Annotated in this window: 11 protein-coding genes; 6 read left to right on the top strand and 5 right to left on the bottom strand. The window is 62.0% G+C overall.

From position 1 onward, the window contains the following. The first annotated feature begins 63 nt into the window (after positions 1-63). Both tkt and glpX read left to right on the top strand, forming a co-directional pair. Positions 64-2,028 (top strand): transketolase, encoded by a 1,965-nt coding sequence (gene tkt / locus GM415_RS06635; protein WP_158947035.1) that lies wholly within the window; start codon positions 64-66, stop codon positions 2,026-2,028. A 9-nt stretch (positions 2,029-2,037) separates the two neighbouring features. After that, positions 2,038-3,021: a class II fructose-bisphosphatase gene (glpX, locus tag GM415_RS06630; RefSeq protein WP_158947034.1), complete on the top strand. Its 984-nt coding sequence runs from the start codon at positions 2,038-2,040 to the stop codon at positions 3,019-3,021. Between the two features lie 434 nt (positions 3,022-3,455). Here the strand turns inward: glpX and GM415_RS06625 are convergent, their stop codons facing one another. Continuing rightward, positions 3,456-4,313, bottom strand: a complete 858-nt coding sequence (locus GM415_RS06625; protein ID WP_242012387.1) for a 4Fe-4S ferredoxin — start codon at positions 4,311-4,313, stop codon at positions 3,456-3,458. 110 nt (positions 4,314-4,423) lie between these two features. Here GM415_RS06625 and GM415_RS06620 point away from each other — a divergent pair, with 110 nt between their 5' ends. Next, positions 4,424-4,783, top strand: a complete 360-nt coding sequence (locus GM415_RS06620; RefSeq protein ID WP_242012386.1) for a PilZ domain-containing protein — start codon at positions 4,424-4,426, stop codon at positions 4,781-4,783. 39 nt (positions 4,784-4,822) lie between these two features. Here GM415_RS06620 and GM415_RS06615 read toward each other — a convergent pair whose 3' ends face one another. Further along, positions 4,823-5,710, bottom strand: a complete 888-nt coding sequence (locus tag GM415_RS06615) for a DMT family transporter (RefSeq protein WP_158947032.1) — start codon at positions 5,708-5,710, stop codon at positions 4,823-4,825. A 158-nt stretch (positions 5,711-5,868) separates the two neighbouring features. On the opposite strand from GM415_RS06615, the gene GM415_RS06610 reads away from it, so the two are divergent. Beyond that, entirely contained in the window at positions 5,869-6,651 is a 783-nt protein-coding gene (locus tag GM415_RS06610; protein WP_158947031.1) for a substrate-binding periplasmic protein, read from the top strand. A gap of 18 nt (positions 6,652-6,669) precedes the next feature. Here the strand turns inward: GM415_RS06610 and GM415_RS06605 are convergent, their stop codons facing one another. From GM415_RS06605 to GM415_RS06595, 3 genes are read right to left on the bottom strand one after another with little or no spacing between them, the layout of a single operon-like run. Further along, positions 6,670-7,332: an ABC transporter ATP-binding protein gene (locus GM415_RS06605; protein WP_158947030.1), complete on the bottom strand. Its 663-nt coding sequence runs from the start codon at positions 7,330-7,332 to the stop codon at positions 6,670-6,672. A 10-nt stretch (positions 7,333-7,342) separates the two neighbouring features. Next, the gene (locus GM415_RS06600; protein WP_158947029.1) at positions 7,343-8,506 is read right to left on the bottom strand and encodes an ABC transporter permease; all 1,164 of its coding nucleotides are present in this window, start codon (positions 8,504-8,506) and stop codon (positions 7,343-7,345) included. Continuing rightward, positions 8,503-8,961, bottom strand: coding sequence for a DUF2318 domain-containing protein (locus GM415_RS06595; protein WP_158947028.1), 459 nt, complete (start codon positions 8,959-8,961; stop codon positions 8,503-8,505). Before GM415_RS06595 ends, GM415_RS06600 begins: the two co-directional genes overlap by 4 nt. 319 nt (positions 8,962-9,280) lie before the next feature. Here GM415_RS06595 and GM415_RS06590 point away from each other — a divergent pair, with 319 nt between their 5' ends. Beyond that, a complete protein-coding gene (locus GM415_RS06590) occupies positions 9,281-11,794 on the top strand; it encodes a PAS domain S-box protein (RefSeq protein ID WP_158947027.1) in 2,514 nt (837 codons plus the stop codon). A 244-nt stretch (positions 11,795-12,038) separates the two neighbouring features. Continuing rightward, positions 12,039-12,566: an RsbRD N-terminal domain-containing protein gene (locus GM415_RS06585; protein WP_158947026.1), complete on the top strand. Its 528-nt coding sequence runs from the start codon at positions 12,039-12,041 to the stop codon at positions 12,564-12,566. The last annotated feature ends 26 nt before the right edge of the window (positions 12,567-12,592 follow it).

Genomic DNA, 12,592 nt, shown 5'->3' with positions numbered 1-12,592 from the left:
GGGCCGTCCGGAGACGCCGCAACCGCGGTGCGACCAAAGGCGGCCGAAACAAGGGTTAAGACAATGACACAACTGACGGAGAAGACGGTTGCCGTAGTCAAGGGACTGATCATGGACGGTGTTGCCAAGGCCAACTCCGGCCATCCCGGCGGCGCCATGTCTTCCGCCGACTACGCCACCATCCTGTTTTCCGAATTCCTCAATTTCAACCCGGACGACTCCAAGTGGTTCAACCGTGACCGCTTCATCCTGTCCGCCGGGCACGAGTCCATGCTCCAGTACAGCCTGCTTCACCTGAGCGGCTTCCTGTCCATGGATGACCTCAAGGCCTTCCGCCAGCTCAGCTCCCTGACGCCGGGTCACCCCGAGGTGCACCTGACCCCGGGCGTCGAGGCCACCACCGGTCCCCTGGGCCAGGGTTTCGCCATGTCCGTGGGCTTTGCCGCGGCAGAGGCATACCTGCGCGAGAAGCTCGGCAGCGACGTCATGGACCATTACACTTATGTATTGGCATCCGACGGCGACATCCAGGAGCCCATCGCCCTGGGCGCGGCTTCCCTGGCCGGTCTCTGGAAGCTGGGCAAGATCGTCGCCTTCTACGACTCCAACAAGATCCAGTTGGCCGGTCCCTGCTGCAAGGTGGACTGCACCAACCACAAGGAAATCTTCGAGGGTCTCTGCTGGCACGTCATCGAGGTGGACGGCCACAACCACGACGAGATCCGCGCCGCCATCAAGGCCGGACAGCTCGAGACCGAAAAACCGACCCTGATCATCGGCCACACCACCATGGCCAAGGGCGCGGCCACCCTGGAGGGCAGCCACAAGACCCACGGCGAGCCCATGAAGGCCGATGAGATCGCGGCCACCAAGAAGAAGCTCGGCCTGCCCGCCGAGGACTTCCATGTCCCCGCCGACGTGGTCGACGCCTTCCGCGCCCGCTTCGACGGCCTGCGTGAAACCGCCGCCGCGTGGCAGAACGGCGTGGACGCCAAGCTGGCCGATGCCGCCTTTGCCGAGATGTGGGGCCACGTGACCCGTCCCCGGCCCGAGCTCGACATTGCCTGGCCCGAATTCACCCCGGGCGAGAGCATGGCCACCCGCAAGGCCTGGGGCACCTGCCTCGACGCGGTCATGGACTCCCTGCCGACCCTGGTGGGCGGCTCTGCGGACCTCGACCCGTCCAACCAGACCATGAACTTCCGCAACACCTACGGCGACTTCGGCGTGGACGGCTACGGCGCACGCAACCTGGCCGTGGGCGTTCGCGAGTTCCCCATGGCCGCGATCATGAACGGCATGCAGCTGCACGGCGGCCTGCTGCCCTTCGGCGCGACCTTCCTGACCTTTTCCGATTACTGCCGCAACGCCATCCGCATGTCCGCGCTCCAGGAGCTGCCGGTCCTCTACGTCTTCACCCACGACTCCTTCTGGGTGGGCGAGGACGGCCCGACACACCAGCCCATCGAGCACGTCAGCTCGCTTCGGCTCATCCCGGACCTCATCGACCTGCGCCCGGCGGACGCCAACGAAACCAAGGCCTGCCTGGACCTCGCCCTCAAGCATGAGACAAAGCCTTCGGCCATCTTCCTGACCCGCCAGGGCCTGCCCATCCTCGACCCTGCCGAATACCCGGCGGTCACCGACGGTCCGGCCAAGGGCGGCTACGTCCTCAAGGACTGTGAAGGCACTCCGGACCTGATCCTCATCGCTTCCGGCTCCGAGGTCTCCCTGGCCCTGGAAACCGCCAAGCTCTTCAAGCGCAAAGTCCGCGTCGTATCCATGCCGTCGGCCAAGTTGTTTGACGAACAGCCGGATTCGTATAAGAATGCAGTGCTGCCTCCCGACGTGACGGCCCGTGCCGCCGCTGAAGCCGGACGCACCGATTATTGGTACAAATATGTCGGCCTGGGCGGCGTGGTGCTCGGCATCGATCACTTCGGAGCCAGCGCACCCGGCAAGGTCCTGTCCGACAAGTACGGGTTCACCCCCGAGAACTTTGCCCGCATGATCCGAGAGAAATACTAGGAGAAACCTATGGAAGCCCCGCAAAAGAACCTCGCCCTCGACCTCGTCCGCGTCACCGAAGCCGCGGCGCTTGCCTGCGCCCGCTGGCTCGGCAAAGGCGACAAGATCTCTGCAGACCAGGCGGCGGTCGATGCCATGCGCCTGTGTTTCAACACCCTTGAGATCGAAGGCAAAGTCATGATCGGCGAAGGCGAGAAAGACGACGCCCCCATGCTCTACAACGGCGAGAAGCTCGGCCTGGGCCACGGCCCCAAGGTGGACATTGCCGTGGACCCGCTGGAAGGCACCAACCTGCTCGCCAACGGCCGCCCCAACGCCATCTCGGTCGTGGGCGTGGCCCCTGCCGGGGCCATGTTCGATCCGGGCCCGTCCTTCTACATGCAGAAGCTCGTGGTCCCGGCCCAGGCCAAGGACGTGGTGGACATCGAAGCGCCCACCGGACACAACCTCAAGCTCATCGCCCGCGCCCTGGACAAGGACGTGGACGACCTCGTGGTCTTCGTCCTGGACAAACCGCGCCACAAGAAGCTCATCAGCGACATCCGCGAGGCGGGCGCGCGCATCCAGCTGCACACCGACGGCGACATCACCGGTTCGCTCATGGCCATCGACCCCCGCTGCGAGGTGGACGTCATGATGGGTACCGGCGGCACCCCCGAGGGCGTGCTCTCGGCCATCGCCATCCGCATCATGGGCGGCGAGATGTTCGCCAAGCTCGACCCGCAGAAGCAGGACGAGAAGAACGCCCTGGCCGAATACGGCATGGACGTGCGCAGGGTGCTCACCGTGGGCGACCTGGTCAAGTCCGAGGACCTCTTCTTCGCGGCCACCGGCATCTCCGGCGGCACCTTCCTCAAGGGCGTGACCTACCACGGCCACGGCGCAGAGACCTCCTCCCTGGTCATGCGCGGCAAGACCGGCACCATCCGCTACGTGGAAGCCATCCACAACTGGGATGCGCTGATGAAGTTCTCCGCCGTCGAATACGACTAGGCAGATTCATCACAAGATATGACGGGCCGGGACCTTCGGGTTCCGGCCTTTTTTGTTGCCCGCTCGCGTTTGTTGGAGTGCAAGAGTCCTCCGGCGGCCCTACCGGGGGTCGCCTTCGGCGGAACCAGAGGACCTTTTGAAAAAGGTCCTCTGGACTCTCCCAAACTTTTTGTGTTCGCTTCGCTCAGATTCTCGCGTTGTCTGCTTTCGTGCCGAGTACGTTTCGATGTTTGGTATTGGATAGGGGCCTCATGTATGAGGCCGATCGACACGTATTATCACTTTAGGGCTTCGCCGAAGGCGAGACAGGGTTTCCAAAGGGGGGCCGCCCCTTTGGCCGCCGGAGGCGAAATCACCCGAAAATGCCGCCGAAGGCGGCTTCCCCATCTGATTTCAAACGAGAAAACTGACAGCGCCGCACAGGCAGAGTCGAATCAACCCTCTTGACGCCGGGTGGTGGGGTTGCGGAACTCGCAGGGGACCTTGGTCTGGCACAGGCCGCAACTGTTGACCTTGAAGCCGAGTTGCTCTCGCTCCACAAAGGGGGCGGTGACGCCCCGGATGTAGACCCGGCACTTCTCCTTGTCGTGACCCTCAGGGGTGATGGCACCGGCCGGGCAGCGTTTCATGCACGCATCGCACTTGCCCCTGCTATGGAACAGACACCACTCGTTGTGATGCGCATAGGGACGCGGCGTAGGCTCAAGGCGGGCGCGGACGACTACGGAACCGACCCGAATGGCCTTGCCCGCAGGGGTGATCAGCCCGTCGGAGAGACCGAAGGTACCCAGGCCGCAGGCGTGGGCCGTATGCCGTTCCGACCAGCGCGAGGCAAAGCCGTATTTGGCCGATATGGCCCGCTCCCACTGGGGCAGGAGCGCCGGAGCGCAGGCAGGAATGCCGTCCTCCGTGAAAAGGGAAACCACGTGCGCACGCAACCGCTCGTTGACCTGCTCGCCGTAATGTCTCGCCCGGCTCCACTCGATGCTCGGGAACTCTCCGGCCCTGCGGTGCGCCTTGCGGGTCGCTTCGGTCTGGGGCAGAATCCAGGCCACTACCGAAAGTTCTTCCGGAGAGGCGGACACGCCCGGGTGGGCCAGAGCAAAAGCATCCGCCGGAGTCCAGTAGAAGTCCGGGCCGATGTCGTCCTTGAGAAAGGCGAAGAGCGGATCATTCCCTGCCGCACAACCCAACAGCGGGGTGTCGAAGGCGGGCACATCCGCATCGGGAGCGATGGTGTTATTGCCGGGAGCGCGCATCCAGGCCCTCACCGCGGCATTGAGTCGTTGCATGTCCATGGTATCGGAGTACGCCAAATTCAATAGTGAAACAACCGGCGCGGGAGGAATCCCTATTTCCCTTCCGCGTCGGGTTTATGGTAGGCTGAGCACAAGGAGGATTGATGATGTCCAGCGAAAAGCGACACTCCACCCGCGTCGAGGCCGGTTTCGAGGCCTACGTGACCGTGGACGACGTGGTCATTCCAGTGGCGACCAGGAACCTGAGCCTCAAGGGCGCGCTGCTCGAAGGGTGCGACGACTGCCTGGTAGGGACCAAGGCCGAATTGCACATCCCGCTTTCGCCCAGCGTGCGCATCGTGGCCGACGGCGACGTCATCCGGGCCGGAAACGGCGTCATCGCCATGCGATTCCGGGAAATGGACGAGTTGAGCTTCACCTTCCTGCACCGCCTGGTTACGCTCAATGCCTCGGACCCCGAGGTCGTAGACGACGAATTGATGGAAATTTTCGAAAAGTTCTAGCGGGTTCACCGACAGCACGGCTGCGCCGGGAAAGTGCGATCACGCGGCGGACTGAGCCTCGGCTTCCCGTTGTCCCTCGCGCCCAAGCAACAGGACGCCGAAGACGATGAGCGATCCCCCGGCCAGGGTCCACGTATCGGGAATTTCGGCCAGGAAGGTAATCCCCCACATGGCGGCGAACACCATCTCCAGACAGGTGACGGCGCTGATGCGCGCCGCCGATTCGATGGCGTAGCCCCGCGTCATGTAGTACTGGCCCGCGTTCATGGCCAAGGCTATCCCGGCCACGCACGCCCACTCACCCGGAGTAGGCATCACCCATCCCCCTGAAAACAGTGGCGAAAAGAGGACGATGAGCAACGGCGGGTAGAACATGACCACCGCCGGGTGCTCTGTCTTGGCCAGGGCGCGCACGGAGAGAATGGCCAGGGCGGTGACCAGAACCCCGCCAAGGGCCACGCTCACGGCCAGCGGGTCGAGGTCGGTCCCTCCCGCACCGAAGAGAAAGCCGGGACGGCAGACCAGGGCGACCCCGGCCAGGCTTGCGGCCACGGCCATGATGCCGCCCCGCCCCAGACGTTCGCCCAGCACGGCCCAGGCCAGCAGGGCGACAACGGCCGGATGGGTGAAAATGATCGCCGTGGCGTCGGCCAACGGCAGATGAACCAGGGCATAAAATTCGGTGAACAGCGACAGGAAGCCCACCAGGCCGCGCGTGGCCAGCAGCAGGCGGCGATGGCCCAACAGGGAGACGCCCGAGCGGCGCAGAATGGTGTAGCAGAAACCCAGGCCCACGACTCCCCGGAAGAACAGGAGCTCCATTGTCGGCACCCGCTCCCCTGCCACCTTGATGAGCAGCGAGCCTATGGAGAAGAGAAAGGTGCCCAGCAGCATGTATCGCATGCCGGGGGTGAGGACATTCCGCATGGGAGGGAAACTATGCCCAACACAATGACGAGACAAGCAAATTCTGTCCAATGGGGAAACCGGGCAAAATTGAAGTTGTAATCCCAGGCCAACCCGGTACACTGGGTTCCGACAAACTATCCGATACGCCTTGTTCGAACCGCTGTCCCACAAGAGCAATGACAAACTCACCCATCCTCTTTCTGGCCACCCTGCTGGCGACCTTTCTCGCGCTCTCCACGCCCCTTCTCGCTGGAGAAGAGACCGTCACCTTCGCCTTTTTCCCACGTGGCTGGCCCCCGTTTGAAATGACCAAGGACGGAGAGATGCGTGGTGCTGCGCTGGACATCTTCCAGGCGATCATGCCCCGGGAGATGAAGAAAGACATTGAGCCCATTCCCAAGCCAAGAACCCTGCTCCACTCCCCTTCGGACAAGGTCTACACCCGCATGGAGGCCAAGGGCTGGATGCCGGAAGGATTCGACTACTGGTGGAGCGCGCCGGTGCTGAAGATCTCGGACGTCCTCTACTCGCGGGCCGATGCCCCCTTCGAATACCATGGCCCGGAGAGTCTGGCGGGCAAGACCATCGGCTGCGTCCGCAACTACACCTACCCAAAGGTGGAGGCCCTCTTTACCACCGGAAAGGCGCACCGGTACGATGTCAACCACGACATCCTGCTCCTGCGCATGGTCAAGGCGGGACGGGTGGACGCCGCCATCCTGGACGACATCACCGCCAAGTGGATGATTCGCAACAGCGAAGACTTCTCCCCCGAGGACTTTCACGTGGCGGCCATGCCGGTGGATTCGTCCGAACTCCGCTTCGTTTTCAACCGGGTGGCGGGCTGGGACAGATGGCTTCCGTCAATCAACGCCAGGATCAGGGCTCTCCGAGACAACGGCGGGCTCAGACGCATCCTCAATAAGTACGCCGATAGCCCCATCCCCCGTACCCGATAGCGGAAGTCCCAGGCCGGTCTATCCCACCACGCCGTCCGCCATGGCTACCATCCGGTCCGCCATGGCGGCGTACTCGTTGTCATGAGTAACCATGACGATGGAAAGCCCTTCGTCACGGAGTTCGGCAAGCAGGGACATGACGGCGTCGCCTGTTTCCCTGTCGAGATTGCCCGTGGGCTCGTCCGCAAAGAGCACCGAGGACTCCTTGACCAGGGCGCGCGCAATGGCCACACGCTGCTGCTCTCCGCCGGAGAGGTGGCCAGGCAGTTTATTCCCCTTGCCGGACAGCCCGACCCTGTCCAGGCAGACGTCTGCGCGCCTGCGGACCTCCGCCGGGACCGTCTTCATACCCTTCATGTACGGCAGCAACACGTTTTCCCGGGCCGAGAGGTACGGCAACAGGTAGTGGAACTGGAAGACCACGGCGAAATCCTTCTGGCGCAGCCGGTTGAGGCGGGCCGGGGAAAAGGCGGTGACATCCTCGCCTCGGTACAGAAGCTGCCCCGAATCCGGACTCAGGAGCGTGGACAGGATGTTCAGGAAGGTCGTCTTTCCCGAACCGGACCGCCCCACCAGGGAGACGAACTCGCCGGACTCCACGGTCAGGTCCGCCCCGGCCAGGGCGCAGGTCTCCACGCCCTCGGAACGGAAGATCTTCATGATGTTTCTGGCTTCTAACATGCCATACCTCCTAAAGGGATATCAGTGCGCCCGACGGCTCGACGGACGACGCCTTCCAGGCAGGGAAGAATGCGGCCAACACAGAGACCGTCGCGATGAACAGACAGGTCGCGGCCATGTGCGCGGGCTGGAAGGCGAGGTGCGCACCCTCGGTCATGTCCAGAACCTGAAGCACCTTGGCGCTGAGCAGAACCCCCGCCGCGTAGCCCAACGCGCCCGCAGCCAGGCCTATGAGCATGGCTTCGAAGCAGAAGACGGCGAAGACGCCGCGCCGTGAAAACCCCAGAGAGCGCACCAGCCCGATCTCCTTGATCCGCTCATTGACCGAGGCAAGCATGGTCACGCCGACCATGCAGCAGGCGATGAGCAGAATGATCACGCTCACCGTGAGGATCAACTCCTTGACGAAGTTGACCGAATACATGCGCTGCTTGACCACGGACTGAAGCGCCTTAATATCCGTGCCGGGCATGGCCGCGCTGAGCTGAGCGACGATGTCCTCGATGGGACAGCCGGCGCAAAGGGCGGCCACTTCCACGAAGTTGACCCTGCCGGGCGTTCCGAAGCTGCGCTGGGCGAAGTCCATATCCGCGAAAAGCACCGCGTCGTCGTCGCTGCCCGTGGGATGGAGCACGCCGGAGACGGTCAGGGCTCGACCGCCTAGGTCCACGGCGGAGCCGGGATGCAGACCGAGCCGCTCGGCGGCCTTGGCCCCCGCGAGCACCTCGCCATCAGAGGAGGGGAAGACGCCATCGGCGGCCCAGTATCCCTTGAGGATTTTTTCCTTATCCCACCGGACGCCGACAACGCCCACGCCGGTCCCGTCCACCGTGGCCATAGCCACCAGCTTGGGCGCGACAACGGAGATGCGATCCTTGAGGGCAATGGACGCGGCCCTTTCCTCAACCGCCCGTTCGTCCAGGTCGGAGACGCCCAGGACCATGTCACCAAGGGAAAAGCCGCCGTAACTGACGGTGAGTTTCTCGCTCCTGGGCAGTATCAGAATATTCGCTCCGTAGGCGGTCAGCTTCTTCTCCAAGGAACCGCCGACCACGTCCGAGACGTAATTGAGCGCCACGATGGAAGTCACTCCGAGGGAGAAAACCAGCAGGAGCAGCAGGGTTTTGACCCACTTCCGGCGCAGATTCCTGAGCGGAATTGTCAGGATGTTCATTGGAAATACCCGCGCCCGGCCAGGATGTCGGACACCTTGATGGTCACGTTCTCATGATCGAAGGACCGGGTCAGCGGCGAAGGATTGCAGCCGCCCCGCACCTCATTGATGCGCGAGGAGTGAAAGCGCTGGCCGCAGTTGTTGCAGACCATGAAGTCGCCATCCTGGGTGTACCCTTTGCCTTCGCGGTAGCAGACGTCGCATGCGTCGAAAGCGGCGCGGATCTGTCCGTCCGAAGACTTGAGCAGAAAGAATTTCACCTCGGCCCCGCCCTGATCGAACTCGTAGTAGTGGGCCTCGCCGTCGCTCACCTCGGACACAGGTATGGACACTACGCCCTGCACGGATTCCACCGAAGCGTATTTGCCGAAGCCGAACAGGGCGTGGGCATCGGTGGACAAAGCCGTGGCCGCCATGACCAGAGCCAACAACATGATTGAAAAACCGGATTTCATCCTTGCCTCCCGAGTTTTGCACATTCTAGACTTTAAAAGTATGAAATTAGTGTGCACTACAATGGCACAACTGATATTTAATGCAGGGAGCATACCAAACCGGGCCCCCTTTTCTTTCAACGAGTTACGTCCGGCTGACCGCCGAAGCATCGGAAACTTGCGCAACAACCAGCACATTAAACTGCACACTATTGCACAAACACCCTTTTTTTGCCAAACTTACGGGAAATAGTGCTATTCCCTCCGGCGAGTTTCTGCTATTTCAGCCAACGACGGGAGACACGGTCCGCCTTTCCGGCGGCGTGGAATCGATATTCCTATGGTGTACGAAAAAAAGCTTGCTGATCGCATTCGGCTTCAGGCCGAACGCCTCGGCCTTTCCCTGCATGGGGAAGGGGGCGATGCGCCGTGGCTGACGCTGGCCGGTATCGTGGCCGAAGAAATGCGCAAGCAGTTGAGCCCGGAGATGCCGATCGCGAGCGACAGCTTCCCGGCCGTGCTCGACAGCCTGACCCTGGCCGTATTCCTCCTGGGGCCGGACGCCACCATCGTGACCAGGAACCAGGCCGCAGCGGCGCTCTGCGCGGACGACGGAGGGTCATCGCTGGCCCGGGCGATCCCCTGGCTCCACGAAGCCCTCGAAGCTTCCAGCCGCGAAAACGGCGGCTACCGGGAGTGCCGATTCGATCTGCCGACCATCATCGGCGACACCGAGCGTTTTTTCAGCATCACGGTCTCGTCCCATCCCGCCTTTTTCACCGACGACGTCCTGACCCTGGTAGTGGTGGACGACGTGACTTCGACCGTGGAACGCGAACGCCAGTTGATGAAGGACCACAACCAGGCCACCAACTACCTCGACGTGGTCGGTTCCATAGTGCTGGCCATGGACGTGTCCTGCTCCGTTCTGCTCCTGAATCAGACCGGGTGCGACACCTTGGGCTACGAAAGCTGGGAGATCATCGGCCAGAGTTGGATAGACCTTGTCGTGCCGCCCGAGGAAAGGGATCAGATCAAGGACTATTTCTACTCCATCATGGCCGACAACATGGACACGGACGACATTCGCACCAACACGGTCATCACCAAGGATGGACGACGCCTGCTCATCGAGTGGAACAACCGCATTCTGCGCAATGAAGGCGGCCTGCCGGTGGGCATCCTCGCCTCGGGCGCAGACGTCACTGAACGCCGGAAGATCGAACACGCCCTGGCAGAAAAGGAAATCTGGCTGAGGAGCTCCTTTGTAGCCCTCAACGAGGCGGTACTGATCCTGACGCCGGAACGGAAGATAATGGACGCCAACCCTGCCGCCGAGGCCATGTTCCAGCTGAGCAACGAGGAATTGCGCCACACCTCGGTGGAGGACCTGCACGTCAACCAGGAAGCGTCAGAACGGTATCACAAGCTCACCGTGGACGCCTTTGAGCGCAACGAAAAGGCGGAATTTGAATTCGACCTCCGACGCCATAACGGCGAAATATTTCCCGCAGAGAACTCCCTTTCGCTGATCATCAACGACTATGGCGAGCCCTTGGGCGTGGTCAACGTCATCCGCGACATCAGCAGCCGCAAGGAGCAGGAGACGATCCTGCGCAAGAGCGAAGAAAAATTCCGCCGCATCTTCGAATCCATGCGTGAGGGTTTCGTGGTCACCGACATGGATGGCGTCATCCAGATGATCAATCCGGCCACGTCCGTACTCCTCGGCTACTCCAGCGAGGAAATGATCGGCGAATCCGTCGCCATGCTCTACTCCAACCCGGATGAGCGCAGGGATCTCCGTCATCAGTTGGCGACCCGCGGTGCCGTGACCGGCATGCAGTTGTCCGCGACAACCAAGGACGGAACGCCCATCACGGTCGAGGCCAACGCCCACGTGGTCCGTGACGACGACGGCAACCCCATTGCCATGGAAGGCACGTTCCGGGACATCACAGCCCGGCTCGAGGCCGACAAGGTCCTGCGCGAACGAGAGAAGCAGTACCGCGCCTTTTTCGAGAACAACCACGCCATCATGCTCCTAGAGAATCCGAGGACCGGACGGATCGTTGACGCCAACCCCGCTGCGAGCGAATTTTACGGCTACACGGTGGAAGAGATGCGGGCCATGCGCATGGAGCAGATCAGCGCCCTCTCTCCCGAGGAGATATACCAGGAGATGTTCTCCGCCAGAAAGGAGAATCGGGTCTACTTCATCTTCAAGCACATCCTGGCCAACGGCGAGATCCGCGACGTGGAAGTCTACTCCGGCCCGATCATGGTTCAGGGAAACCAACTGCTCTACTCGGTCATTCACGACGTCACCGAGCGCATCCGCCTGCAGCGGGAAATGAAGCGCATGGCCACCACCGACTCCCTGACGGGGGCCAGCAACCGGCACCAATTCTTCCAACTGGGAGAAAAGGAGCTGGAACGGGCCCTGCGTTACGGACGCCCGCTGACCGTGCTCATGCTCGACATCGACTACTTCAAGTCCATCAACGACACATACGGCCACAAGGTGGGCGACGACGTGCTCCGGGCGCTGGCGGCCGCCACCAAGGAGACGCTGCGCCAATCCGACATCTTCGGCAGGCTGGGCGGCGAGGAGTTCGCGGCCGTGCTGCCCGAAACCTCCAAGGAGACGGGAACGGAGGTGGCGGAAAGACTGCGTGACCGCCTGGCTTCCATCCGGGTCCAGGCCAAGGAGGAGACCGTGAGCTTCACGGTTTCCATCGGCATCTCCACCGCGGATGAAGGCGACATGTCCATCGGCACCGTGCTCAACAGGGCGGACGAAGCGCTCTACAGGGCCAAACGAGGCGGTCGCAACCGCATCGCCGGCAACTAGAACCCGCCTCGGCACCGCGACGACCCTGGTTTTCCATTCCCCTTGTTATCCTTTGAGAACCCTTCTCACAGGCCGGGTTTTCCTTGAAAAAACCTTGACCTTTCGCGGGGGGTTTGGAATATGGTTCCTAAGTTTTACGTGAGGCTTTTCACAACTTACACAAGCATAACTGGTGACGCTGTGGGCTCTCTCAGGTGAAGGGCTGAGCCACCCCTATAAGTTTGCCAGTTTTTACGAGTAGATAATGACATTTGAATCCGAACTTGCAGAGCGCAAGGACGAGCTGTCGGAGAAATGGGCGGAGCTGATCCTCCGAACCTACCCCAAGGAAACCCAAAAAATATGGGTCCGGCAGAAGGATCGGTTCCAGAATCCGGTCGGGGCGGCCATTTTCGAGGCCACCCGGGCTCTGGTCGACCTGATCATAGAATGGCAGGACGCCGAGAAGATCGCCGAAGAGCTGGACCGCCTCATCCGCATCCGCTCCGTGCAGGACTTCACCCCGTCCCAGGCCATCAGTTTCGTTTTTCTGCTGAAGAAGCTCCTTCGCGACGAGTTCTTCAAACCCATGCAGGCGGAGGACAGGCTCGGGGACCTGCTCCGATTCGAGGCCAGGGTGGACAACCTGGCCATGATGTCGTTCGACATCTACTCCAAAGGTCGCGAAGAGATATACCGGATGCGCGTGGACGAAGTGAAGCGCTCCCAGAGCAACCTGCTCAGGAAGGCCGGTATGATTGCGGACGTTACGGCTGATTCGTCAGCCGATTAGGGACGCGCCCAGGGGTGTGGCGTTGG

This window comes from Pseudodesulfovibrio cashew, from assembly GCF_009762795.1.
Classification (GTDB): Bacteria; Desulfobacterota; Desulfovibrionia; order Desulfovibrionales; family Desulfovibrionaceae; genus Pseudodesulfovibrio; species Pseudodesulfovibrio cashew.
Note: the sequence above shows the minus strand (reverse complement) of the source record. Positions and strands in the feature narration are given on the sequence as shown.

What these genes read in the sequence shown, in the direction of transcription:
- tkt (WP_158947035.1), top strand. Translation starts at nt 64, where the DNA reads ATGACACAACTGACGGAGAAGACGGTTGCCGTAGTCAAGGGACTGATC.
- glpX (WP_158947034.1), top strand. Translation starts at nt 2,038, where the DNA reads ATGGAAGCCCCGCAAAAGAACCTCGCCCTCGACCTCGTCCGCGTCACC.
- GM415_RS06625 (WP_242012387.1), bottom strand. Translation starts at nt 4,313, where the DNA reads ATGCAACGACTCAATGCCGCGGTGAGGGCCTGGATGCGCGCTCCCGGC.
- GM415_RS06620 (WP_242012386.1), top strand. Translation starts at nt 4,424, where the DNA reads ATGATGTCCAGCGAAAAGCGACACTCCACCCGCGTCGAGGCCGGTTTC.
- GM415_RS06615 (WP_158947032.1), bottom strand. Translation starts at nt 5,710, where the DNA reads ATGCGGAATGTCCTCACCCCCGGCATGCGATACATGCTGCTGGGCACC.
- GM415_RS06610 (WP_158947031.1), top strand. Translation starts at nt 5,869, where the DNA reads ATGACAAACTCACCCATCCTCTTTCTGGCCACCCTGCTGGCGACCTTT.
- GM415_RS06605 (WP_158947030.1), bottom strand. Translation starts at nt 7,332, where the DNA reads ATGTTAGAAGCCAGAAACATCATGAAGATCTTCCGTTCCGAGGGCGTG.
- GM415_RS06600 (WP_158947029.1), bottom strand. Translation starts at nt 8,506, where the DNA reads ATGAACATCCTGACAATTCCGCTCAGGAATCTGCGCCGGAAGTGGGTC.
- GM415_RS06595 (WP_158947028.1), bottom strand. Translation starts at nt 8,961, where the DNA reads ATGAAATCCGGTTTTTCAATCATGTTGTTGGCTCTGGTCATGGCGGCC.
- GM415_RS06590 (WP_158947027.1), top strand. Translation starts at nt 9,281, where the DNA reads ATGGTGTACGAAAAAAAGCTTGCTGATCGCATTCGGCTTCAGGCCGAA.
- GM415_RS06585 (WP_158947026.1), top strand. Translation starts at nt 12,039, where the DNA reads ATGACATTTGAATCCGAACTTGCAGAGCGCAAGGACGAGCTGTCGGAG.